The following is a 24,847-nucleotide window of genomic DNA, read 5'->3' on the forward strand; positions in this document are numbered from 1 at the left end:
AAAGCGCCGTCGTCTCCATACGATGTGGGGCGGCTTTCGCTCCGCCGACTCCTGCCGCGCGGCCTTCACGAGATGGACTAAGCTCGGTCGACCGGAATTCGCCGGGTCGTCAGCGCGATGAGCCCTGTGCCGCCCTCGGGTCCCCCGTTGAGAGGGCGGCGGTCAGCTTGTCGGGCGGCGGTGGAAGTGCCGCCGCCCGTCGTTCCAGCTCATTCGAAGAAAATGAATTCGTGGTCGCCGGTGTAGCCCGAGCGCTTGAACTCGAACGCCCATTCCTCGGGGGTGTGGAAGATGCGGCAGGTGAGCTGCCAGTACATCAGGTTCACCTTCTCGCGCTCGTTGCGGTAGCCCTCGACGCAGAGATACTTGGCGCCGCGGCTGACGCGCTCCATCTCGCGCAGGGCGGCATCGAGATCGTAGTTGTAGAGGTTGTGCAGCGTGTTGATCGAGATGACGAGATCGAAGTGCTTGTCGGGGTAGGGCAGCTTGGCCGCGCTGCCGACCTGGCAGAACGGCTTCACGCTCTCCATCGTGTGCTCGACGCCATAGGAGGAGATGTCGATGCCGGCGACCTCGAGATCCGGAATGGCCTCGCGGAAATCGTGCAGGATGAAACCCTTGCCGGAACCGACGTCGAGCACGCGCATGCCGGGCTTGATGCCGTAGGTCTCGATCATCGCGTCGGCGACCTTGCGCCAGCGGCCGTCATATTTGTAGCCGCCATAGCCGGTCTCGCGGCTGCCATCCCAGTAGTCGTAGTCGTACTTGATCGCCATCTCCGCGACATCGGCCTTGTCGCGCTGGGTGACGCGCGCGAGATAGTCGCGCTTGGTCGATTTGTGGACGAGACTGACGAACTCGCGATAGGCCATGAAGATCTCCGTTACGATATCGGTTAGTCGGATGTGGCGCCGATCAGGCCGAGCTGCGCTTCGGCCTTGGCGAGCTGCACGGCGCAGCGTTGCGCCCAGGCGCCGGTGTCGGCAAAGGCGCGTCTGACGGCGCCGAGCGGCAGGAAGTCGTTCAGGATGATGCAGGTCCACTTGACCTGGTAGGCGTCGAGCAGCAGGCGGCAGCGCGCGACGCTGGCCGCGTCGAGTCCGAGGCCGTCGGCCAGCCGGTCGATGAAATGCTCGTGCGCGGCGAGCGGCACCGGCACCTCCGGCTGGCAGAAGAAGTCCGACACCAGCTTGGCCGGGTCGTCGCGGCCGGCATATTCGAAATCCAGGAAGGTCAGCTTACCGGCCTCGTCGATCAGCGCGTTGTGGAAGCCGAAGTCGGATGGCGACAGGCAGACCTGATCGGCCGGACTGGCTGCATCCAGGGCAAGACCTTCGGCCGCGGCACTGCGCAGAATGGTTGCCTTCACCTCTGCCCAGGCCGGCTGCAGCCGCGTCGCAACGAACTGCCTGGCCTCGGACACATGCGGCACGTCGGCATCGAGCGTCGCGAGCCGGGCCACGCGGCGCTCGACGGTCGCGATGTGCTCGGCGAGCGAGAAGCAGGCTTCCGATCCCGGGGCCAGAGTGGGGCGCGGCGGGGCATTCACCGCGAGCACGAAGTCAATCGCGGCATCCACATGAGCCGGCGCCAGCTCGGCGGCGGTCAGCTTGCGTCCTTCGACGAAGCTGTAGAGCCCGGCCTGCGCGGCGCGGTCGCAGGCCATCGGCTCGGGCACGACGCGAACACCGCGCGACCAGGCATGGCTGATGAAGCTCCACTCGGCGCCCAGCCGGTCACGGCTGTCGCGGGCGTCGGTGAAGTAACGCTTGAGGACGAGGGGGCCCGCCTCGGTATCGACGCGAAAGACCTGATTGTTGCGGCCACCGGCCAGCCGCGTCAACGCCGTGGGGCTGGCCTTGCCGGCCTGCGCAGCGAGGCGCTGCGCCAGCGCCAGCAGGGCCGCATCGGTGTCCGCGCCGGCCTCAGCCGCGGTCACGGACGACATCCGCCGCGATCTCGACCCAGGAGGCGCGACGCTCGTAAGGCACGGGCTTGGCTGCGAACTGGTTTTCCGGATCGAACAGCACCTTGCGCATCCCGTCCGGAAATCCGCTCATCGCCAGGATCTCCGGGAGGTCGTCGACGAACAGCTCGCAGGCCAGCGCATGGGCGCGGGCGACCTTCTCGTCCTTGGTCAGTTCGAAGAACACCCTGTCGGGTGCGATCTGGCCGGGCGCTTCGCCCATCAGGCCGCGGTCGGTCAGGAAGCCGCGCGCCGCGGCATGCATGTCGTGCTTCGGGCCCAGAATGGGGTGCTTGGTCTTGTGGCTGACGATGAACAGGTCATGGCCGGCAGCCCGCGCCGCGGCGACGAACTCGGCGAAGCCGGGGTAGGGCGACACCAGGTCCATGCGGGCGCCGTAGACATAGCCCTGCAGCTCGGTGAAATCGTCCTTGCGACAGCTACCATTGAGATGGTCGCGGACGCTGTTCTTGTCGCGGCCGAGATCGGCCGGGATCAGGCCGCGCTCGAGGGCTGCCGCATGAAACACGCCGTCATAGCAGGCGATCGTGTTATCGAAGTCGATCCCGATCCGCATGGCCTGGACTTAACGCAGCGACATGTCGATCAGCGGGCGGCCGACCTTGCCGGCGGCGAGATCCTGCAGCGCCTGGTCGGCCTGGGCGAGGCTGTAGGGCTTCGACAGGAGGTCCCGCACCGGGAAACGACCGGAGTTCAACAGCCGCCCGTAGCGCCCGTAGTCGCGATCCGGCACGCTGTCGCCGCCCCAGGTGCCGAGCAGGCTCTTGCCCTGGTTGAAGACGCCCGGATTGAGCGGCAGCACCGCGCCATGCTTGGCATTGCCGATGACCACCGCTCGGCCGCCCTGCTGACGGGTGGCGTTGATAGCCTGCTCCATCACGGCCGGAATGCCGGAGGATTCGACCGCGAGATCAACGCCCTGCGGCACGATCTTCTTGATCTCCGCCAGCACGTCGCCGGAGGCGTCGATCACATGGGTCGCGCCGTAGATCTGAGCGAGCGCGCGACGCGTCGGGTTGGGGTCGATGCCGATCACCGGCATGGCGCCGGCGAGTGCTGCGGCCATCAGCGCGTTGAGGCCGATGCCACCGGTGCCGAACACGGCGACGGCATCGCCGGGCTGGACCTTCAGCACGTTGTAGACCGCGCCCATGCCAGTCGGAGCGGCGCAGCCGAGCAGCACGGCGACATCCATCGGCAGGTCCGGCGGCAGCAGGGTCAGGCGGTTCTCGCTGACCACAGCATGGCGCTGGAAGGTGGTGACGCCGCCGGCGTTGACCTTCTTGCCGTCCCAGTCATAGACGGCGCCGCCGGCCTCGATGCCCGTGCCCTTGATCCAGGACAGCACGACCTTGTCGCCGACCTTGACCTTGGTGACCGCGCTGCCGGCCTCGATGACCGTGCCGGTGCCTTCATGGCCCAGGCAATGCGGCACCCATTTGTCCTCGCCCTTGTCGCCGCGCCACTCCATCACCTGCGTGCCGCAGGCGCCGGAATAAGCAATCTCGACCAGGACCTGCCCCGGCTTCAGGGCCGGCGTCTCGATCTCGGCCAGGACGAGCGGCTGGCCGGTCTGGACCAGGAGGGCAGCTTGGGTCTTCATGTGATGTCTCAGCTCAACGCGTGGATGATCTTGTCCGCGATCTGGTGGCCGGTCAGTCCCAGCACCTCGCGGGCATATTCCTGTTCGCCTGATTTCTTGAAGAAGGCATCCGGCGTGCCGAAGCGCAGGAACTTCTGGTGTTTCGTCTCGGTATCGGCAAGCCATTCGGACACGGCCGAGCCAAAGCCGCCGATCAGCGAATGCTCCTCGATGGTCGCGACCAGCTTGAAGCGGCTGAAGGCCTGCTTGAGCTTGTCCTCATCCAGCGGCTTCACGGTGTGGAAGCTGACGACCTCGGCGGAGCTGCCCTTCTCCTTCAACTTGTGTGCGGCCTCAATGACTTCCGGCAGCATGTTGCCGGTCGAGAGCAGGCACACATCGCTGCCTTCCTCGATCGTGATCGCCTTGCCGATCTTGAAATCCGTGATGGGGCCCTTGTGAACGACAGGCTCGCCCTTCTTGCCCATGCGGATGTAGACCGGACGGTCCTGCTGCATCGCCGCGCGCAGCGCGCCGCGCACCTCGAAGGCGTCGCCGGGGCAGATCACGACCATGTTCGGGATCGAGCGCAGGAACGAGATGTCCTCGCAGGCGTGATGGGTCGGGCCGAGACCGGAATAGGCGAGGCCGGCGCCGACCGCGACGATCGTGACTGGCGCCTCGTGATAGCAGACGTCGGTGCGGATCTGCTCCAGGCAGCGCGTCGTCACGAAGGGGGTGATGGTGTAGGCGACTGGGCGCAGGCCGTTCATGGCCATGCCGGCGGCAACGCCCATCATGTTGGCTTCGGCGACGCCGCAGTTGAAGAAGCGGCTGGGATGCTTGTCCTTGAACTTGTCGAACAGCCGGTTGCCGATGTCACCCGACAGCATGACGACGCGGCTGTCCTCGTTGCCGAGCTTGGTCAGTTCGTCCGCGAATGCGTTTCTCATGACAGGCCGAGCTCCTTGAACGACTTGACGACTTCCTCAGCGGTGGGGGCGCGGTAATGCCAGTTGTTGTCGTCCTCCATGAACGACACGCCTTTGCCCTTGACGGTGTGGGCGATCAGCGCCACCGGCTTGCCCGACCCGTTCGGAATGTTCTGCATGGCCTCGGCCAGTGCGCCGACGTCATGGCCGTCGATCTCATGCGCGTCCCAGCCGAAGGCGGCCCATTTGTCGCGCAGCGGCGCCAGCATCAGGGTCTCGTTGGAGCGCGCGGTGGCCTGCCACTTGTTGTAGTCGACGACGACGCAGACGTTCTCGAGCTTCTGGGCGGCGGCGAACATCGCGGCCTCCCACACCGAGCCCTCATTGTTCTCACCGTCCGAGAGCAGGGCGAACACGCGGTAATTCTCGCCCTTGATACGGCCGGCCAGCGCCATGCCGCAGCCGAGCGGCAGGCCGTGGCCGAGCGAGCCGGTGGCGGCCTCGACGCCGGGCAGAAGGTTCGCCGGCGGATGCTCGGCGAGCCGGCCGCCGTCCTGGCAATAGGTGTCGAGCTCCTCGATCGGGAAGTAGCCCTTCATCGCCAAGGTCGCGAACAGCGCCGCGGCGGCATGGCCCTTGGACAGGATGAACCGGTCGCGCAGCGGATCGGTGGGGTTTTTCGGGTCGATGTTCAGCACGTGCCAATAGGCGGCAGTCATCGCATCGGCGCAGGACAGCGACGAGGCCAGATGCGCGGCCTGGGCCTTGTGCGACATCTCGATGATCTTGCCGCGCAGCCTGGCGGCCTGCGCCTTCAGGGCGGCGACGTCGGGCTTGGCCGCGGTGCTCCGGACTGCAACGTTCATCGTGCTCTCCAGTCGCGCTTCCCATCAGGAAGCGCAGGGGTCGATCAGGGTGTCGATCAGGGTTTATGTTCGTACTTGGTCGGCAGCTTGGCCATGACATTCTCGAAGCGTCGCGCCCAGGCGATGACGTCGTCGATGCCCTGTTCCAGCGAGTAGGTGTCGCGCCAGCCGAGCTCGGTGCGCAGCTTGAAGCTGTCGAGCGTATAGGCGGTATCCTTGCCCGGCCGCTCCGGGCCGATCTCGACGCAGTCTTCGAACGACTTGCCGAGCCGGGCCAGGATCATCTCGACCAGCGTGCGGATCGAAACCAGCTCATAGCCGGAGATGTGGTAGGTCTCGCCGAGCTTACCGCTGCGGCCGATCTTCACCGTTGCATCCGAGACGTCGGTCATGTGGATGAACACGCGCACCGACTTGCCGCCGCCGTCGAGCCGCAGCTTCTGCCCGGTCATCGCGGCAACGATGGTGCGCGGCACGATGCGGTAGAGCTGCTGTCCCGGGCCATAGACATTGGCCGCACGGGTGAAGACCACGGGGAATTGGTAGTTGGCGAAATAGGTGCGCAGGCTCAGGTCGCCGGCTGCGCGCGATACCGCGTAGGGCGTCGACGGATTGAACGGCGCGTCCTCGCGCACCCAGCCCTCCGTCGAACCGTACACTTCCGGCGTCGTGACGTGGACGTAGCGGTCGAGGCCGTCATAGTTGCGCAGGATGTCGTGCAGGCGGACGGCCGAGACGACGTTGGTCATCATCCAGTGGTCCGGATACAGCCAGCTCTCGCCGACCATGCTTTGGGCTGCGAAGTTGACGACATGGGTCGGCCGCTCGGCCGCCAGCAGTGCCTTCAACGCATCGAGATCGTGGTTGAGATCGACGCGCTTGAAGCGGACATTGCCGGGACGCTTCTGCCACTTGTAGGGCAGGAACGCCTCATGCGGCTCGTCCGAGCGGCTGGTCGCGATGACGTCGTGACCGGCCGCAGCCAGGAAATCGACGAAGGTTGCGCCCGAAAACGAGTTCGAGCCGAGGATCAGGTACTTTTCGTTCGCAGCCATCGTCTTTGCCCGTCAGACCTCGCGCGTCGTGATGATCTCGCCGCGCTGGGCGTACAGCCACTGCATGATCATGTGGCCGATCACCATCTGCGCATCCTCGGCGATCTGCATGTCGTTGACCGCGAAGTGGATCGGCACGTCGGCCAGCGCCTTGGCCTTGCCGCCGGAGAAGCCGAGCACGGCATAGCTGGTCATGCCGACCGTCTTGGCCTCTTCGAGCGCCTTCAGGATGTTCGGCGAGTTGCCGGAGCCGGAGAAGGTGATCAGCACGTCGCCCTTGCGCGCGAGCACCGCGAGCTGCAGCGAGAACACCTGGTCGTAGCCTTCGTCATTGGCGAGGCAGGTGATTACGGACGGGTTCGACGACAGCGAATGCACGCGCAGGCCCGAGCCCGGCGTCTTCGACAGCGCGTAGAGGAAGTCGTTGGCGAGGTGGTTGGCGTTGCCGCCGCTGCCACCATTGCCGCAGAAGAACACCTGACGGCCGGTCTGCCAGCAGTCGCGCAGATCATAGGCGAGCTTCTCGACGGGAGCCCAGTCAAAATCCTTCAGCACGGTGCTGAAGCGGCTGGTGTAGTCGGCGAACAGGCTGCCAGGGGTCTTGAAGGTGAGGGCGTTCATTTCACGACCTCCTTCTCCATCCATTTCAGATTGTACCAGCGGTCGTCATTCTTCAGCTGGCCCTGCGAATACATGCCGATGATTTCCTTGATCGCGTCCTCCACCGTCTTCTTCGGGCGGAAACCGGTCGCGAGCAGGCGATCGGAATTGACGCGGTAGCTGCGCGGATCGTTCGAGGGCGTCACGATGACCTCGGCCGGCACGTGCTTGGTGACGAGCTTGGCGATGTCGAGGATCGAGATATTCTCGAAGCCGGCATTGTACACGCCGGTGTGCTCAGGATGATCGAGCAGGAACAGATAAAGGTCGGTGATGTCGTCGATGTGAATGTTCGGCCGGGTCTGGTCGCCGCCGAACACGGTGATTCGGCCATTCATCAATGCCTGCATCGTCAGCATGTTCACCGACACGTCGAGGCGCTGGCGCGGAGAATAGCCGCACACGGTGGCAGGACGGACGATCTGCACCACCATGTCGTCCTTGTAGGACAGCACGATGCGCTCGCCGCACATCTTGGTCTTGTTGTATTCGGAGATCGGCAGCAGCTCGAGATCCTCAGTCACCTGCTCCTCTTCCTTGACGCCATAGACGCTGCCGGAGGAGGCGTAGATGAAGCGCTTGATCCCGTGCCGATAGGCGCGATCAGCAAGCTGCATCGTGGCGAGGCAGGAGATCTCCCAGGTGAGCTTCGGATCGAGATCGCCGCAAGGGTCGTTGGCGACGCTGGACAGATGAATGATCGCGTCGACGCCGGTCAGGTCGATCGCGTCCGGATTGCGGACGTCGCCCTGGACGACCGTCAGGTCGGGGTGTGGCTCCAGGAAGTTGCCGAACCACATGATGTCGAAAGCGACGACCTTGTGGCCGGCCTTCAAGAGCTTCGGCACCAGCACGCTGCCCTTGTAGCCGCACGCTCCGCGTCACGAATATTTTCATCTGCAGAATCCCCGTGGCTCGCCTGTCGTCTCGCCGGCTGGTGCGTCGTGCGCACCCTTATACAAATTGGCAGAGGTGGGCGACCAACCCAGCGGCCAAAGCCGCCCGTCAAGCGTCCTCGCCACGGCGCGGTTTGTGATTAAACTCCAAATGGGCCCGGCGCAAGCTTTCCGGGTTACCGATATCCCGATGATAACCGCTCGTTTCCACGCATAAAATGCGTCCCAGATAGTTGGGGATGACCTCGGTCGAGAGATCGACGACGCTCTTTCCCAGCGCCGCGATGTCGTCGATGACAGCAGGCTCGAACACATAGACCGCGCCATTGGCGAGGTTCCCAGGCGGATTTTTGACCTTCTCGTGGAAGGCGAGCACCCTGTTCTGCTGATCTAGCTCAAGGATGCCGCATGAACTCGGATCGTCAGTTCGGAATGCGAGCATCGTCATAATACAGCCGGACGGCCGGTTGTGATGCGCCGCGAGCAGCCCCTCGACGTCGAAATCCGTGAGATTGTCGGCATGGGCCACGAGAAATGGCTGGTCGGCGAACCAGGCCCGGTTGGCGAGCACGGTGCCACCCGTGCCGAGCAGTTCATCTTCGTGAACGAGGTCGATCCGGTCGCGCCACGGCGACTGGGCGACATGAGCTTGCACCTGGTCTGCGAGCCAGTGGGTATTCAGGAGCGCCCGCTCGACGCCGCCCTCAAAAACGAGGTCGAGCCAATAGTCCAAAAGCGGCCGGTCGTGCACACGGACCAGGCATTTCGGCGTCGTGTTGGTCAGCGGGCGCAGCCGGCTTCCGATGCCGGCGGCGAGCAGAAGGGCACGCATGACGGCATCCTACTCGTGGCTGAAGCCGGTTTCGTCGATTTCCTTGACCAGTTCCGCGGTCGTCAGCGGCAGGTTGCCGACCCGGGAGACCTGGAGAGCCGCGGCAAGTGAGCCGAGATAGGAGGCCTCCCAGATATCGGCTCCCGCGCGCAGGCCCATCGAGCAGGCCATGAAAAAACTGTCGCCCGCGCCGGACACGTCCTTCGGCGACGGATTGAACGCGGGCAGGCGGTCGGAGGTGAAGATACCCTCCGCCATGGTGTTGATCAGCGCGCCTTCGGCGCCCAGCGTGATCACAAGGTTCTTGGTGCGGGCCCGTTCGACCAGCCGTTCGCTGATGACGGCAAGGCCCGAGATGAAGTCGTTCAACGCAACGCGTGCCTCGCGCTCGGTCGGCGTCAGCAGGGTCATGCCCTTGAAACGGGAGACGTCGCCGGTCTGCGACGACACCTGACTGTCAGCCGCCATCATCACACCCTTGGAGCGGGCGCGATCCGCCACCGCGTCGACCAGATCCTGCGGCAGGCAGCCGTAGTTGAAGCAGGAGAACAGCAGCAGATCACAGGTCTTCAGGGCGCGCTCAACCGAGGTCAGCATCTGCCGCTGCAGATCCGCGTCGGAGGCGTGCTGACGCAGATGATTGACCCGCAGCAACGTCTTATTCAGCGCGCGGAAACGCTGCTTTCGCGTGGTCGGGCGTGTCTGGTCGGTGAAAGCGTTGAAACTCACGCCATGCTGCTCAAGCGTGTGACGGGCGAAGCGCGCCGCCTCGTCGTCACCGACCAGCGTGAAGAACTGCACGTCGGCGCCGAGACCATGGGCATGCGCTGCCACCGCGCCGGCGCCGCCGACAAAGGTGCGGGTCATCAGCGGCGTCACGACGATGGTCGGATCCTCCTGGGACATGCCGACGGCGTCGCAGGTGACGTACTCGTCCACGATCAGGTCGCCGATGACGGCCACCCGCATGCCGGCGAGCTTGCCGAGCAGATCCTTCAGCGTCCCGATCTCGAAACCGTGGCGCTTGGGGAATTCCAAAGGCTTGCGGACGGTTGAGATATCGACGTTTGCGTCCCGTTCCAAAAGGGACAAAGAGGCGAAACGCAATTCACCGGATGAGAAGATCAGCCGGCCGCCATAGGAGTCGACTGCCTCCTGTTCGGGATTGGCGCGGTCCTCGAACTCCTTGCCCTTGACGACGACGGTCGGCTTCAGGTGCGAGATGAACTCGGACGCGGACGTTTCCAGCCGCACGGCATGGTGCACAAAGGCGATGGAGCGTACATTTTCCAGGCGCATGTCCTGCGCCAAAGTTACGCCCGGTGTGGAATCGGGGTTGACCCCGACGACGAGCACATCTGCCTGTTCAGCCGCGAATTTCAGCAGTCGCAGATGTCCAGGGTGCACGACGTTGAAATTGCCCGATACGAAGGCAATCGTTTGCCCAGGCTCACAGGACGCGCGAATAGTCTGACAGGCCAGATCCGTCTGGGTCATATCGATCACCTGATCCAAGATTCGTCTCCGGCTCAGCCGCGCTGCGACAACTGAGATGACATTGCAGGTCGCACGCGAGCGGGATGACCGAATCGCTGACGTGAAAGGCATGACCGGCTTGGCGTCCCGGCGTCGGGACACGCCGTTCCATCAAGCGCGTGGCTGCTCGCGGACGTTGATTTCATTGTAAAAAGTCGAAGCATTCTCATGATCTAAAGCAATGAACCGGCGGCATCCAGGTTTTTCAGCCCAACTCTTTAACAGGTGTGCGCAGCAACACAAACCCCGCGGGGTGCAACCGAATGGGATTCGGACTGCTACTGCAACGGATGGTTGCTTCACCTGCTTACGCGAACATGACATTCGGCACGCTGCGGCAGTCGCCAAGGAAAATGTGGTTTTGCTAAGGGATATGGCACCTTGAGGCCGCAGCTGCCGCGGGCTTGCTTGTGACGGATCGACTGAGGCCGGGCGCCGGTGTCTATCTCGGCACCGTTTTGCGGCAGCTTTATTCAGTCTTGTTCCGCCGCGGGCCGGACTTGGACGAGGGCCCTCGTGGCGGCGACGAATCAGCTGATTCGCAGGGCGAGCCGCGCCCGCGCAACTCAGTGGTACAGGTCGAACTGCTCGTTCTGCCCGTGGTCGAGGTCTGCCGCCAAGCTGCGGTCAATCCGCGGGAAGTGTTTGGCGAAGTCGGGCTTTTCCAGCAAAGCGAGATACGTCTTCAACATGCCCCGTTCGGAGGGATGCGCGGGATCAAAGAAATTATTGGGGTCCTGCGACGTCTGTGTACGACTCATATCGAAGAACGAAATGCCGAGCTTGGCGAACCTGTTTGCCGTCTGCTCACTCTTGAGGTCGCGCCAGATCCCTGAATAGGGCCAATAGGACTCGTTTGTATCGAGGAAGGCTGCGGCGCTTTCAAGAAACGGATATTGGATCGCGATGACCTGGAACTGGCGTTCATGCGCGAGGCGTGACAGACGCTCGATCTCGCCGAACTGCCGTTCGCTGAGCTGCGGGGCTCCAGGAAACGAGGACGTCACATATTGGGGGCCGCGTGACAATGTCTCCTCCGCTATCCGCCGATAGGGTGGAGCAACCATCACAGAGCCGTCCTGTCGGAAGCCGAACTTGCCGCGGATCGCCTCTGTTCCAACCAGCCTGTTTCCATCCACCGGCTCGGTCTGCGGCGCCGTGACAGCCGCCAGGATCGCGTCGCGATCTCCGTTGTTCCGGATCACGAAGTCGGCGACGTCGTGCAGCTTCCGCCGATGAGAGTCGAGGCCCTGACTGAAATCCATCGTCCGCTCTTTCTGCCAGGCTTCGGCGAGAAAGTCGCCGAACAGGAAGTAATCCAGAGCGACGATGACGATTCGGGGCTTCGCGAGCCGGGTTGCGCGGTCAATGAAATCGACGACATGCGTGAGTGGCCACGCCGTAAGGCAGGCGTTGTAGGCGACATAAGGACGGAACATCTGCGCACGAGCCTGACCGCAGCGCGAGCTTCCGACCAGCAGCACCTCAGGCTGGACCTGCTTGATGCGTTCGAGCTTGTAGGGAGCATAATCCTTGAACGAGCCGAGCCAGACGACCCGTTCAGTTTGCGACTGCTCGGAGGCGATCGTCGACAACGGGATCGTTGCGCCCAACCGCCAGCCCGCCCACTCCAAGACCACCAGCAGCGGAATGAATACGGCGACGAAAAGTGCAATGACGATCGCAACATATCGCGCCACAACAGACGTCCAATTTGCCGGTATCGTTCGCTTCTAATTGCGGACAATTAGGCCCGCAATCCGTGTTTCTCCGGGCTTGATTGTGGCGGCAGTTACGAGTTCGGGAGCGCCGGTTCACGCAGATGGCTACCGAGCTGCGCGGCGTTCGATCAGGTTAGAACGCAACTCGATCCGGATCGATCCTGGGAAACAACGTTCGAAAATCCGGATTCTTGAGCAGATGAAGCATGACCCTGGCTGCACCCTCTTCGGCGAGGTGGTAAGCGTCGACGAAGCTGGAGGTCTCGTCGGCCATCGTGAGTCGAGCCAGATCGAACAGCGGAACTCCCAGGCTGTGTAGCCAGGCGCGGGTTTCCTCAGCCGCGAATTCACGCCAGGCTCCGAAGCCGTTGGCAGCATTCTGCTCGCGATCCAGCAACGCGACCCCTGAGTGGATGAATGGCAGCTGGACGCCCACGAGCCTCACCCCGCGCTCCCGCGCGATCTCGGCCATTCGAACGATCGGCTGCTTGAGCCAGGATGACAGGCCTGGTGCGCGCGGCAGGGTCTCCGCGAGCGTTTCGGCGTTCATATAGCGCGATCGGGCATCGGCGAGGTGGCCGGGCGAATAGACGTAAGAGCCGTCATTGCGGAACCCCTCCTGGTGAAAGATGGACTGGGTCCCGACGAAGGCGCTCGGCGCGCTCAGATAATCTCTGAACGTCCCGGGATGACGCGTCGCGGTGCGGGCGAAATCCAGCAGGCTTCCCCTCAGATAGGTGAGGGGATGATCGTATTGCATCTGTCGCTTGATCGCGAACCACTCTTCCCAACGGTCGGCAAACAGGAAATGGTCCAGCGAGAGAATCGCAACCCGTGGCCGGTGCAGCCTGGTGGCGCGCTCGAACAGTTCGGCCGTCTGGCCCGTGGTCCAGGCCGTGAAGGACAGGTTGTAGAAGCTGTAAGGGGCAAACAGGTCCGAGCGAAATGTTCCTGCGCGCGAGGTGCTGATCCAGACAACCTCGGGGCGTTCCTGCGCCATCCTCGCCAGCTTGAATGCCGCGTTGTAGCGGAGATCGTAAGGCAGGACGATCTGCTCCGGATGATTTCGTTGCGAGTCCGCCAGGTCCTGCAAGCTGGCCGCTGCACCGAACGGACGTGCAGCCTGAAATAGGCAAACCGGCGGCAGATAGCCCACAACGGCCGAGGCGGCCAGAACACCCATGAGATATCGCCGTGTCAGACCGGCAGCTGGCAGGGCATCGGTTGAGCCTGGCGGATCGATCATGCGGCGGTCGCTTGCACCGTTGCTGGTCGTGATCGCGCCTTGGTTCCGCGGTTTGCGGCAGTTCGCGAATTAGAACTGAAAATACAGAAACTGGGACGTATCCCCCGCGATGATGTTCATGAGCACCGCGGCAACCAGCGCCACCGACGTTCCCACCGCCCATGGCAGGGACGGCCGCCAATTCAGGCTCAGGATGCTCCAGGGCCGCGGATTGTGATAGGTCTCGAGCCCGACCTTCCAGCGTTCGAACATTCCGTTGACGTTGGGCAGCGCAAGACATGCAACGTAGCCCAGCAGGATCGCGATCATCACCCGGCCATCGACCAGGTTCGTCATCGTGATCTTCTCCGGGTTCGACAGGCCAATCATGCCCTTGATCAGCCTGACGGCCGCATTCGGATTGTCGGCGCGGAAGAAAACCCAGGCCAGCACGACCATGATCTGGGTCAGAACCAGCGCCGCCGCGGCGTAAGAGAGAGTTCCTGACCAGCGGGCAAGCGCCGGCCGCCTCTCCACGAACTTGCTCCAGCGATGGTTCACAATGAGGAAGAGGCCGTGCAGCGCTCCCCAGATGATGAAGGTGACGCCGGCGCCGTGCCAAAGGCCGCCGAGCAGCATCGTCATGAAGAGATTGACGTTGCGCCTGTGCTGGCCATGACGGTTGCCGCCGAGCGGAATGTAAAGATAGTCGCGCAGGAAGCGCGATAGCGAGATGTGCCACCTGCGCCAGAATTCCACGATGCTTTGCGACTTGTAGGGCGAATCGAAATTGAAGGGCAGCTTGATGCCGAACATGATCGAGATGCCGATCGCCATGTCCGAGTATCCGGAAAAGTCGAAATAGATCTGAAGCGAATAGGCGAGCGCGCCGCCCCAGGCGTCCATAAGATGGAGATGGCTTGAATTGGCGGCCTGGAAGACCGGATTCGCGACCAGCCCGAATCCGTCGGCGATGAATGACTTCTTGAACAGGCCGATCGTCAGGATCGTCAGGCCGATTGCCACGTTCTCGATGGAGATCCTTCTGCTATCCTCGGAGCCGAACTGCGGCATCATCTCGCGATGATGGAGGATCGGTCCCGCAACCAGATGCGGAAAATAGGTGACGAAAAGACCGTATTTGACGAAGCTCCGCTCGCTGGCGTAGCCGCCATAAACGTCGGCAAGGTAGGCGATCTGGGTAAAGGTGAAGAACGAGATGCCCAAGGGCAGCACGATGGCAAGCGAAGGGTACTTCGATGCCGTGAGCGCATTGAGGATCTGAATGCCGAAATTCGTGTATTTGTAGAATGCGAGCGCTCCTAGGTTGAGCGCGATCGCAGCCGCAAACAATCCGTTGCGCGCCTTACCGCTCTGTCCCGCGATCAACAGGCCCATCGTGTAATTGAACACGATGGAGACCAGGATGATCGGGACAAAATGGATGTCCCAATAGCCGTAGAAGGTCAGCGACGCCGCTGCGAGCCAGCTCAGCCGCGCGACCGGCGACACGAAAAAGCGCGCAAGCAGGAAGTATCCGGCGAAGGTCACCGGAAGGAACAGGAACAGAAACTCAAACTGCGTGAAGAGCATAACAAGTTTCTTGATGTTGCGGCGCGTCGCGTTGCTTTACCAATGATTACCGACGCTGCCAAGTTGGTCCTGGGATCAAGCCAGGAAAGTCTGTGGGATTGTGTCATCGCCGCAGACTGTTGCGCCCACTAAAAGACACTGAGGTCGCATTTGGCCGTTTTTCGGCTCAACATGCGAAGCTGCCCCAGGATTACGGGCAAATCGATTTGCCGTTCGGGTTCATGCACCCTGGCGCGTTGCTCCGGATGGGGCGGTGCTTCTTCATATCCGGTACGATGCCTTGCCAGCACTCTTCCGCGCTGTCCTTCAGCCTTCCATCGGTGACGCACCCACAGGCATCTGGAGCCTTGGCTTGAGTTGACTGGGCTGCCGCTGTATTCGAGGCCGTGGAAAGTGTTCCTTTGTGGGTCCAAAGTCAGTCTAAGCGAGATCTTGCGATGTCGACAGTCACCGGGGCGGGCCTGAAGGCAACGTCGGGAACGCTCGCGGCCGGGCGCTATCTGGCCGTCGTCGGTGTTTGCGGACTTGCTCTGCTCTTCATCTTCTCCGCCAGCCTGTCGTTGCTCTCGCATGACGGCTGGATGTTCGGCGACTACTTTTCGCAGATTCCTCGCGATGGCAACGCGGAATGGTATCGCAACTTCGGCGGGCGCAGCGTCCCGCAAATCCAAGATCAGGACATATTCTACAGCAATGTCGGGTCTTCGGTGGCCGCGGCCAAGAGTGCAGACATCATCTTCCTAGGTCCGTCCTTCGTCAGTTATGCGCTCGACCGGCGAACTCTCGAGGCAGCCCCTCAGTTCGATCAGCTGAAGATCTACAATATGGCGTTCGTCGGTCTGCGGGGCGGCGAGTTTTCGCGCCGGGTGATCAACCGCTGGAAGATTCATCCGCCGCTTTGGGTGATCAATGCGGATGATCAGTTCGTCCATTTCTTCAGCAATGATCTGAATGTGACCCTTGGCCCGCAGAAGATGCCAATCGTTGCGGTCGAGCGCAGTCGACTGCGCGGTTACTTGACCGTGGTTGGGCGCAATCTGCACTGGCGGATCGAAGATCTGGTGGCGGCATTCAAGAGCGGGCAGTTCACGCAGACCGGTCTGTACCGCAACATCGCTAACGGTGACATGGGGCTGGATGCCAACCCATCCTACGTCGCCCAGGGCAACAAGCCGATGTTGTCCGCGCGCGATCCCAACTGTCACACCACTCAAGCCATCATCGATTACGCAAGGACACTCTTGAAGGAGATCGGCGGCAGCGTCGTGCTGACCGTGGTTCCGCATAGCCAGTCCTGCGTGCAGCAGGCGGATGAACTGGCCAAGGCCCTGAACCTGGAGTTGGTTGCGCCGCCGTTTGATGGAATGACCACGATCGATGGTGGTGGCCATCTCGACCGGAATGGTGCGGAACGGTACACCAGCTTCCTCGTCCGTGAGATCGTCAAGACCGAGGCGTTCAAGCAGGCGTTTCCAAATAGGTTCAGCGCGACCAAGTGACTTCCTGAGGAGCCAGGGCGCCCTTGTCCGGTAGTCCCACGGGCAGGGCGGCTCAGGCTGTCAGTGCGGCGATCCCGACCGGGAGCGATCCGGTCGAATCAGGCTGGTAGTCTAGGGTGAACCGATCCGCAAAGCCGGTCGGTTTTCTGAGGTGACTTCTCGAATATGCTGCTCGGTCCTGACCGGGTCGATGTCCGGAAAGATCGCGCGAAATCCGGGAAGGTCGAGCAGTCGTTGGATGACGCGCAGCGCTCCGAGCTCGCTGACATGATAGGAGTCGACGAAATTCGCCTTGTCATCGTTGATCGGCGAGCGAGCGAGGTCGAAAAACCGAATGCCGAGTGTCTCGAGCCGGTTGCGATTTCGATCGCTTTCGAACTCGCGCCACACGCCCGCGTAGTCCCGGTAGGATTCATTGTGATCAAGATAATCGATTCCGGCGCGAATGAATGGCAACTGCACGCCGACGAGCGTGATGCCGCGCTGCTTCGCCATCTCAGCGATCCGGCCGATCGCCGCCATCTGGCGCTCTGACATTTCAGTGCCCCCCGGGATCGCCTGTACCAACGTTTCCGCGGTCTGATGGCGTTGGCGTGCCTCGTCGATATGGGACGCGGAGAACTGATACGAGCCGTCCCAGCGAAAACCTTCTTCCTGCAGAAGCGCCTGCGTGCCGACAAACGGCCCCGCTTCAAACAACGCCTTCTGCAGAATTCGCGGGTGCTTGAGTGCGGTTTGGAGGAAATCCGCGATGCTCGACCGCAGATAGGTCCATATCTGTCCGTAGATCATTGTCCTGGAGCCGGCATTCGCCTGCTCCCAGGCGTCGGTGAAAAGAAAATAGTCGAGAGAGATGATCACGACGCGAGGCTTGGTGTCCCGCGTCGCGCGTTCGAAGACATCCGCGATCTGGTCGGTCGTCCACGCAGTGAACGACATGTTGTAGAAGCTGTACGGCTGGAACGCATTCGAACGGAAGGTGGCGGCGCGCGACGACCCGATCCAAAGGATATCCAGACGCTGCGACGGCAGGCTGTGCAGCTTGTAAGCACCATTGTATCGGAGATCGAACGGCAGAAAGATCGCATCGGAACTGCTCGAGCCGAACGGTCTTGCGGCGAAAAACAGAACTGCTCCTGCGATTGAAGTAAGCGCCAGTATAACCACCAGGTAGCAATTCGCGCGGCGCATGTAGGCTTCTCGTCTCGATCAAGGCCACGCAATTGAGGCGGCGGAAGATGGCATTGCCGATATCGGCATCTGTCGCGTCGTTGTCGACGTCAAGAAAGAGGTCAACAAACGTTGGATAGATTCAGAGTAGCGATCCTAAGTCGATTGCGGCTTCGGAACAAGCGATTCGGGCTTGCGTCGGATCTGCTTGAGAGGCTAGCTCCGGCGTGATGAAGCCCGTGTGCCGAGCTAATTTCGTCGACAATGGTGTTCCCTTGCGGGTCTGTCCAGGATGGCCGTTAGCGGAATGCGGGGAAGGGGCCGCCTTGATGGAGTCGGCAAATGCCCTGGGCGGGCAGTCGCCCAGATGAATGATGTTTCAGAATTCGACTGGTGAGGGCGAGCCGATGCTCAGGCGTCTTGTCGCCAAGGGGGAGGCGAAGACCAGTGGCTGAAGCCATCCAGCGCGTCCCCAGCCGTCCAGGATCTCCGCCCCCACCTCGCTCAAAGGTCCGTGCCTTGCGTTGTCAACAGCGGTACAGGACGGTCGCTCGATGGGGACCGCGGGAACGGCCCTTGTGGATTGTGCAGCATGCAAAACGGATTGGTTCTGATCCGTAGGTCCGGCTTGGCTTGGCAGGACCCGCTCTGCTATAGTTCCGCTGGCACGATCGATGCAGCTCTTGATCACCCCCCGCCAAGCCGATCATCTCGGCAAAGACGCTTTCGCTTGGACTATGCGCGTTCATTATCTCAACATCGATAGTGATTTCGAGCAGGACCTTGCTCCGCAACGCGCTGGGTAGGTCTTCCAATCTCGGTCTCGCTTCGGACGCTAATGAAGAGCCTTGGCTCTGTTGGGACTTTGTTGGATGAAATCGCTTCAGATATTTAAGCGCGCTCGCTATCGCCGGTTCGTCTATCTTGTATTCGTGATGTTCGGCACGACGCTCAATCTGCTGCCGAGGCGTGCCGTATTCCTTGGCCTTGTCGTCGCTGAAGTCGTGAGAGTTCCGCTTCGCGAGCGCATGTATCAAGCCTATTTTCCCTATGCCACCTCTCATCTGGCAGATGAGCCGGGTTTTCGCTTTTCGACGGCTTTGAGCCGTCGCTTCTATTTTGCGTGCGTTCATGTTCTGCATAGGGTTGGCGCCTATCGGGAGGTCGTCGACGTGGTCCGCCGCGAGACGCTGCCGCGGGATGAAACGAGCGTCCGCTATGCACTCGTCCGGTCGCTGTTCGAGCTCGGTGAGTTCGAGGCCGCGCGGGACGCCGCGTCCGGCGCGACGAATGATGACCTGTGCTCGATGACCGATCTCGCCTACCATAAGGCGATGGTCGACATGATCTGCGGAGACGAGCAAAGCGCGTTGGACGCGATGTTCTGGGCGTGCAGGAGCAGCCTGCACTTTTTCCGCCCGCATCAGAACATCGCTGCGCGAGGTTCTATGCTCTACCGTCCCAACAGCTTCGATGTGCTGTGCGGGTCGGAGGGCCGCTTGTTCGATTTGTGCAATTTCACGGGACAGCGGGTGACCCATGTCGGTCGCGGAGAGCTCGGAATCCGGCTGTTCGAACGTGCTCTGGAGGCACAGCAGCGTCTCCGCAAATCGCCTCCGCGGCTGTCGGCGGAGTTGACGCTGCTGTTCGAGCGGCTTGATGTCAGCTTCGACGAGTTGCGGCTGGTTCCCGAGGAATGGGCCACCCAGATCGGCCATCTCGGGATGCTCGACATTCTATTCCGGATGCGCGAGCTCGGCTGGTGGTCGGGCAAGGCGGTGATCGTCGTACGTCCGGGATTGATCGCCAACGCCGCGTTCTTCGAGCTGTTCAAGGGGTTCGGCCGGGTCCTTGTCATCGGTGAGACGATCTCCGAGCGTGTGGCTGAGGAGTTGTTGTCGCTTCAGCGCTGGTGCGGTCTGAGCTTCAATGCCTTCCGGCTGCCGGACGGCCGAGCCGTGCCTTGGCAGGATGCGGGCGCGATCGCGCTCGAACAATGGGAGCGGGAAGGACGATCGCATCCGCTGCGCGACGTCTACGATGCATCCATTTCGGATGTTGCCGCCGAGCGGTTTATTCAGCTCTGCGCCAGGTACGGCATGAAGGCCGACGACTGGTATGTTTGTCTTCACACGCGCGACGCTGCCCATTATTTCGAGTTCATTGGAACCGGGCAGACGCATCGTAACGCGCCGATCGAAGCATCTCTGGACGCGATTCGCCTGATCACCTCACGCGGGGGATGGGTCATCAAGCTCGGAGGTCCGAACTCTCCCAAACTGCCGCCGCTGGCGCGGACCATCGATTATGCGCTCAGCGAATTCCGCTCCGAGCGGATGGACATTCACCTGATCCGCCATGCCCGTGCCTTCATCGGCACCACGTCGGGCTTGACGAATGTGGCGGTCAGCTTCGGCATTCCCTGTGCCATCGTCAATGCGATCACCACCGATGCGCAGTTGTGGAACGCGAATGTTCGCTTCGCGCTCAAGCCAGTCAAATTGGCTGACGGAACCATGCTTACGCAAGGGCAGCTGACGACGGAGCCGTGGCGATGGCGGGTGTTCGATGCCGCGGTGCTGGGCCGCAGCGCCGCTCACCCTGAGAACAACTCGGCCGACGAGATCTGTCTGGCCGTAGACGAAGTCCTGGCGCTGGCCGAGGGGCGGTCGGCGGAATTCGAGGCCGGTTATGATACCGAGAGGCTTCTGGCGCGTTGGAAGCGGGCGCTTGCGCTGCCCTATTTCTATGGCCCGAGCCGCCCCAGCCTTGCGTTCCTCGCCAGGCACGAAAAGCACTTCCTTCCCGAAGTGACCGAGGGCGGGTGAGCGATGCCACTGAACGGCGGCGCATCTGAGGGCGCATCATGTGCGGCATAGCCGGCCTGTTCAGACCGGCGGGGGCGGACGAGAGCGCGCTGGCCGGGATTGTCGGGCGGATGACAGCCGCGCTGGCGCATCGCGGTCCGGATGCGTCCGGCAGCTGGGTCAGCGGCCGGCAGGGCATTGCGTTGGGGCAGCGGCGCCTTGCGATTCTCGATCTGTCGGAGGCCGGCGCGCAGCCGATGCACAGTGCTTGCGGCCGCTATACGATCACCTTCAACGGTGAAATCTACAATCATCTCGATCTGCGGGCCGAGCTCGAGGACGCCGCCGCCGCGCCGAACTGGCGTGGCCATTCCGACACCGAAACGCTGCTCGCCGCCATCAGACAATGGGGCCTCGCCCCGGCGCTGCAGCGCCTGATCGGAATGTTTGCCTTCGCGCTGTGGGACGCTGAAACGAGGCAGCTGATCCTGGCGCGGGATCGGTTCGGCGAGAAGCCGCTGTTCTATGGCTGGAGCGGCGCCGACCTGGTGTTCGGCTCCGAGCTCAAGGCGCTCGCGGCCCATCCCGGATGGGCACCGTCGCTGGATCGGGCTGCGCTCACCGATTTCATGCGCTATTCTTACGTGCCGGCGCCGGCCACCATCTGGCGCGGCGTGCGCAAATTGCCACCCGCTTCTTTCGTTGCCTTCTTCGCCGACGCTGGACCAGGGACGTCGCCTGCCGCGCAATCCTATTGGTCGCTGCGTGATTCCGTCGTCGCCGCCCAAGGTCATCAGATCAGCAGTGAAAGCGAGGCGATCGCGCGGCTGGAGCAGCTGCTGTCGACGGCGGTGAAGCGGCAGTGCCTGTCGGATGTGCCGCTTGGCGCCTTCCTGTCCGGCGGCGTCGATTCCTCGACCATCGTGGCGCTGATGCAGGCGCAGGCGAGCCAGCCCGTTCGCACCTTCAGCATCGGCTTTGCCGAGGGCGGTTACAACGAGGCCGAGGACGCGCGCAAAGTGGCGCAGCATCTCGGCACCGATCATACCGAGCTTTATGTCGATGCGCGGACCGCGATGGAGGTGGTGCCGAAGCTGCCGCGGATTTACGACGAGCCGTTCGCCGATTCCTCGCAGATCCCGACCCATCTTGTGGCGCAGCTGGCGCGCCGGCACGTCACCGTCGCGCTGTCGGGCGATGCGGGTGACGAGCTGTTCGGCGGCTACAACAGGCATGTCTGGGGCGGTGCGCTGCAGGAGCGTCTCGGTCGCGTGCCGATGCCGTTGCGGCGGGCGATCGGAGCCGCGCTCGGCGCCATCGCTCCGGAGCCGGCCGATACGCTGCTCAATATGTTGCAGCCGGTGTTGCCCGCCCGGCTCAGGGTCCGGCATGCTGGTGATCAGGTCGCCAAGCTCGGACGCATCGTCGCCGCCGACGGCTTCGATGGCCTGTATCGGACGCTGTGCTCGATCGACCAGGATCCGCGCGCGACGGTCGTCGCGGGCGAAGAGCGGGCGAGCTGGGCTGCGCGCGAGATGAAGCAGCTGACGGGGCAGATAAGCCCGCTCGACCGCATGACGCTGGCGGATTCCCTGAGCTATCTGAGCGACGACATCCTGCAGAAGGTGGATCGTGCCGCGATGGCCGTGGCATTGGAGACGCGCGTGCCCTTCCTCGACAGGGACGTCGTCGAATTCTCGACCCGGGTGCCCGCGAGCATGAAGGTCCGCGACGGCCGTGGCAAATGGCTCGTCCGACAGGTCCTGTATCGCCATGTTCCTGCTGACATGATCGACCGGCCGAAGACCGGTTTCAGCATTCCGCTCGATGCCTGGCTGCGCGGGCCGCTGAAATCATGGGCCGGCGATTTGTTGTCACCCGCACGACTGAAGCGGCAGGGCCTGTTCGCTCCCACGCGCGTAACGCGCATGTTCGAGGAGCATATCAGCCGCCGTCACAATCATGCGTACTGGCTTTGGAACGTGCTGATGGCCGAGGCTTGGTACGACGAATGGGGCCGCGCCGGATAGCCTTACTCTTCGACGGTCGCCGGAACGGTCAGGCTGCCCGCACCTTTTTCGGCGCTGAGAATCCACACCAGGCCGGCCGCCCATGCCGCCGACGATGAAATAGACCGCGCCGAACAGGATCGAGACCACCGTGCCGTCGGCCGGCGCCAGGCCGGCATAGCCGAAGGCCACCATCATGGTCGCCTCGCGCACGCCCCAGCCGGCGATCGAGATCGGCAGCATGGTGATCAGCATGATCGGTGGCGTCAGCAGGAATAGTTGTTCGAAGGCAGCCGGGGCTGCGATCGAGCGCACGGCGCACCATGCGATCACGACGGCGAGCACATGGATCGAGAGTGACAGGACTGCGATCTTGGCGGCCGTCGTCCTGCCCAGGATCACCTTCCTTGCGATCACCGAGCAGGCATAGACGTGCCGGGTCGGCCACCACGCCTTCATCCACGCGGCTGGCAGATAGCCGATCGTGAGAAAGCCGACGCCGGCAGCCAGCGCGGCCGCATCGACCAGCACCAGGGCCAATCGTCCCTTGTCGTCGGCGATCATTCCATAGCTCCACGGCAGGCTCGCCACGATGATGAGGGCCAGCGCGATGAAGCCGACCGCGCGATCGGTCAGGATCGAGTAGCTGGCGGCGCGCCAGCCGGCACCGGTCCGGCCGATCAGCCACAGGCGCACGGCATCGCCGCCGATGGAGGAGGGCAGGGTCTGATTGAAGAATGCCCCGATCATGTTGTAGCGGAATGCCTGCAGATCCGTCAGCGGCGCGCCGCACAGCGCCGAAATCTCCCGCCATCGCAGCGCGCCGATGAAGATCTGGAACAGCGTGATGCCGACCGCCAGCACGATCCAGCCGATGTTGATCTGGCTGAGCCGCTCACCGATCGCCGCGAAGTTGATCCCGCGCAGCGCGAGATAGAGCAGGGCGAGCGACACCACGATCCGGAGGAGGAGAATGAGAATCGCACGCATGCCGGCTCGGCTTCGCTGTCTGGTTTGAAAACGGCCCAAGCCGAGTGCGAGACGCGCAACTCCCCGTCCTGGCAAGGTGACCGGACCTCGGTGAGGAGCCGAGCCGTGACGGCGGCGCCCCCTTGCGGTCCATGAGCCCCGGTGGCTAAACAGTCGCAGGGGTGGCGTCAATGGCCTCCGAAACGACCGGAATATCAATTTATGTCTCATGGCCGGAAGATCGCGGTGATAGGCCTTGGTTACGTCGGCCTGCCGGTTGCCGCAGCGTTTGCACGCGCAGGCGGCCCCGTCCTCGGGTTTGACATCGATGCCAAGCGGGTCGCCGAACTGAGGGATGGGCAGGACCGGACCTGTGAGGTCGATGCCGCCGATCTCCGCCACCCGGGGCTGCGCTTCACCAGCGATCCGGCAGATCTCGGCTCTGCCGATTTCTTCATCGTCACGGTTCCGACCCCGATCGACAGCGCGCGGCGGCCGGATCTCGGCGCCATGCTCGCCGCCACCCGAAGCGTGGCCGCCGTACTGAAGCGGGGCGACATCGTGGTCTATGAATCGACCGTCTATCCAGGTGCCGTCGAGGAAGACTGCGTGCCGCTGCTGGAAAGCGGCTCTGCGCTCGGGGCCGGGACCGATTTCAATGTCGGCTATTCGCCGGAGCGCATCAATCCTGGTGACAAGACCCATCGCTTCGAGACGATCACCAAGGTGGTGTCGGCGCAGAACCCGCACACCCTGCAGATCGTAGCGGAGGTCTACGGATCGGTCGTCACCGCCGGGATTCATCGGGCCCCCTCGATCAAGGTGGCGGAGGCGGCCAAGGTCATCGAGAACACGCAGCGCGATCTCAACATCGCCTTCATGAACGAACTGTCGCTGATCTTCCAGGCCTTGGAGATCGATACCGGCGACGTCCTCGCGGCGGCCGGCACCAAATGGAACTTCCTGCCGTTCTCGCCCGGACTGGTGGGTGGGCACTGCATCGGCGTCGATCCCTATTACCTGACGTACCGCGCCGAAAAGGCCGGCTATCATCCCGAAGTCATCCTCGCCGGACGTCGCATCAATGACGAGATGGGCCGTCGCATCGCGCGGGAATGCATCCGTGGGCTGCTGAAGCGCAGGGGGCGAAGCGGCGTCGTCACCATTCTCGGCATGACGTTCAAGGAGAACGTACCGGACATCCGCAATTCGCGTGTGATCGACATTGTCCGCGAACTGCAGTCGTTCGGTGTCGAAGTGCAGGTCGCCGACCCTCTCGCCGATGCAGCGGCGGTGCACGAGGAGTACGGCATCGACCTCACCGCGTTCGCGGCGCTGCGTCCTGCCGATGCGGTCGTGCTCGCGGTGTCCCACGATCAGTTTCTGGCTGGCGGCTGGTCGTTGGTTCAGGCTCTCCTGCGCGAAGGCGATGGCCTTGTGCTCGACGTCAAGATGAAGCTCGACCGCGCGAGCAAACCCGGCGCCATCGAGCTGTGGCGGCCCTGAGA

At 62.8% G+C, this 24,847-nt stretch carries 20 protein-coding genes and 2 pseudogenes; 5 read left to right on the forward strand and 17 right to left on the reverse strand.

Features of this window, described 5'->3' with window-relative positions:
* Positions 1-209 precede the first annotated feature (209 nt).
* From ACVIJ6_RS22580 to ACVIJ6_RS22635, 12 genes and pseudogenes are all read right to left on the reverse strand, one after another.
* Positions 210-872, reverse strand: a complete 663-nt coding sequence (locus ACVIJ6_RS22580; RefSeq protein ID WP_315798939.1) for a class I SAM-dependent methyltransferase — start codon at positions 870-872, stop codon at positions 210-212.
* A 23-nt stretch (positions 873-895) separates the two neighbouring features.
* Positions 896-1,939, reverse strand: a complete 1,044-nt coding sequence (locus ACVIJ6_RS22585) for an aminoglycoside phosphotransferase family protein (protein ID WP_456774497.1) — start codon at positions 1,937-1,939, stop codon at positions 896-898.
* Positions 1,926-2,543, reverse strand: coding sequence for a hypothetical protein (locus ACVIJ6_RS22590; protein WP_456774498.1), 618 nt, complete (start codon positions 2,541-2,543; stop codon positions 1,926-1,928). The genes ACVIJ6_RS22585 and ACVIJ6_RS22590 overlap by 14 nt, the downstream gene beginning before the upstream one ends.
* Before the next feature lie 9 nt (positions 2,544-2,552).
* Entirely contained in the window at positions 2,553-3,590 is a 1,038-nt protein-coding gene (locus ACVIJ6_RS22595; protein ID WP_456774499.1) for a zinc-binding dehydrogenase, read from the reverse strand.
* An 8-nt stretch (positions 3,591-3,598) separates the two neighbouring features.
* Complete coding sequence (locus ACVIJ6_RS22600) at positions 3,599-4,522, reverse strand: transketolase family protein (protein ID WP_456774500.1); 924 nt, start codon at positions 4,520-4,522, stop codon at positions 3,599-3,601.
* Positions 4,519-5,367: a transketolase gene (locus tag ACVIJ6_RS22605; protein WP_456774501.1), complete on the reverse strand. Its 849-nt coding sequence runs from the start codon at positions 5,365-5,367 to the stop codon at positions 4,519-4,521. Before ACVIJ6_RS22605 ends, ACVIJ6_RS22600 begins: the two co-directional genes overlap by 4 nt.
* Positions 5,368-5,423: 56 nt before the next feature.
* Entirely contained in the window at positions 5,424-6,422 is a 999-nt protein-coding gene (locus ACVIJ6_RS22610) for an NAD-dependent epimerase/dehydratase family protein (RefSeq protein ID WP_456774502.1), read from the reverse strand.
* 12 nt (positions 6,423-6,434) lie between these two features.
* Positions 6,435-7,043 (reverse strand): SIS domain-containing protein, encoded by a 609-nt coding sequence (locus tag ACVIJ6_RS22615; RefSeq protein ID WP_456774503.1) that lies wholly within the window; start codon positions 7,041-7,043, stop codon positions 6,435-6,437.
* Positions 7,040-7,979, reverse strand: a pseudogene (locus ACVIJ6_RS22620) (NAD-dependent epimerase/dehydratase family protein). Before ACVIJ6_RS22620 ends, ACVIJ6_RS22615 begins: the two are co-directional and overlap by 4 nt.
* Before the next feature lie 108 nt (positions 7,980-8,087).
* On the reverse strand, positions 8,088-8,810 hold the full coding sequence (locus ACVIJ6_RS22625) for a nucleotidyltransferase family protein (RefSeq protein WP_456774504.1): 723 nt from the start codon (positions 8,808-8,810) through the stop codon (positions 8,088-8,090).
* 9 nt (positions 8,811-8,819) lie between these two features.
* Positions 8,820-10,307 (reverse strand): PfkB family carbohydrate kinase, encoded by a 1,488-nt coding sequence (locus ACVIJ6_RS22630; protein WP_456774505.1) that lies wholly within the window; start codon positions 10,305-10,307, stop codon positions 8,820-8,822.
* Positions 10,308-10,912: 605 nt separating this feature from the next.
* On the reverse strand, positions 10,913-11,830 hold the full coding sequence (locus ACVIJ6_RS22635; RefSeq protein ID WP_456774506.1) for a hypothetical protein: 918 nt from the start codon (positions 11,828-11,830) through the stop codon (positions 10,913-10,915).
* Positions 11,831-11,879: 49 nt separating this feature from the next.
* On the opposite strand from ACVIJ6_RS22635, the gene ACVIJ6_RS22640 reads away from it, so the two are divergent.
* Entirely contained in the window at positions 11,880-12,083 is a 204-nt protein-coding gene (locus ACVIJ6_RS22640; RefSeq protein ID WP_456774507.1) for a hypothetical protein, read from the forward strand.
* Between the two features lie 117 nt (positions 12,084-12,200).
* Here ACVIJ6_RS22640 and ACVIJ6_RS22645 read toward each other — a convergent pair whose 3' ends face one another.
* The gene (locus ACVIJ6_RS22645) at positions 12,201-13,223 is read right to left on the reverse strand and encodes a hydrolase (protein WP_456774508.1); all 1,023 of its coding nucleotides are present in this window, start codon (positions 13,221-13,223) and stop codon (positions 12,201-12,203) included.
* Positions 13,224-13,382: 159 nt separating this feature from the next.
* A complete protein-coding gene (locus tag ACVIJ6_RS22650) occupies positions 13,383-14,885 on the reverse strand; it encodes an MBOAT family O-acyltransferase (RefSeq protein ID WP_456774509.1) in 1,503 nt (500 codons plus the stop codon).
* Between the two features lie 437 nt (positions 14,886-15,322).
* Here ACVIJ6_RS22650 and ACVIJ6_RS22655 point away from each other — a divergent pair, with 437 nt between their 5' ends.
* Positions 15,323-16,384, forward strand: coding sequence for a hypothetical protein (locus ACVIJ6_RS22655; protein WP_456774510.1), 1,062 nt, complete (start codon positions 15,323-15,325; stop codon positions 16,382-16,384).
* A gap of 111 nt (positions 16,385-16,495) precedes the next feature.
* On the opposite strand, the gene ACVIJ6_RS22660 is transcribed toward ACVIJ6_RS22655, so the two are convergent.
* Positions 16,496-17,575 (reverse strand): hydrolase, encoded by a 1,080-nt coding sequence (locus tag ACVIJ6_RS22660; protein WP_456774511.1) that lies wholly within the window; start codon positions 17,573-17,575, stop codon positions 16,496-16,498.
* Positions 17,576-18,081: 506 nt separating this feature from the next.
* Complete coding sequence (locus ACVIJ6_RS22665) at positions 18,082-19,272, reverse strand: hypothetical protein (RefSeq protein ID WP_456774512.1); 1,191 nt, start codon at positions 19,270-19,272, stop codon at positions 18,082-18,084.
* 27 nt (positions 19,273-19,299) lie between these two features.
* On the opposite strand from ACVIJ6_RS22665, the gene ACVIJ6_RS22670 reads away from it, so the two are divergent.
* Together ACVIJ6_RS22670 and asnB are read left to right on the forward strand one after the other, a co-directional pair.
* The gene (locus ACVIJ6_RS22670) at positions 19,300-20,382 is read left to right on the forward strand and encodes a TIGR04372 family glycosyltransferase (RefSeq protein WP_456774513.1); all 1,083 of its coding nucleotides are present in this window, start codon (positions 19,300-19,302) and stop codon (positions 20,380-20,382) included.
* A gap of 38 nt (positions 20,383-20,420) precedes the next feature.
* Complete coding sequence (gene asnB / locus ACVIJ6_RS22675) at positions 20,421-22,391, forward strand: asparagine synthase (glutamine-hydrolyzing) (RefSeq protein WP_456774514.1); 1,971 nt, start codon at positions 20,421-20,423, stop codon at positions 22,389-22,391.
* 2 nt (positions 22,392-22,393) lie between these two features.
* Here asnB and ACVIJ6_RS22680 read toward each other — a convergent pair.
* Positions 22,394-23,360 (reverse strand): annotated as a pseudogene (locus tag ACVIJ6_RS22680) (lysylphosphatidylglycerol synthase transmembrane domain-containing protein).
* Positions 23,361-23,561: 201 nt separating this feature from the next.
* On the opposite strand from ACVIJ6_RS22680, the gene ACVIJ6_RS22685 reads away from it, so the two are divergent.
* Positions 23,562-24,845, forward strand: a complete 1,284-nt coding sequence (locus tag ACVIJ6_RS22685; protein WP_456774515.1) for a nucleotide sugar dehydrogenase — start codon at positions 23,562-23,564, stop codon at positions 24,843-24,845.
* The last annotated feature ends 2 nt before the right edge of the window (positions 24,846-24,847 follow it).

The organism is Bradyrhizobium sp. USDA 4369 (genome assembly GCF_054056435.1).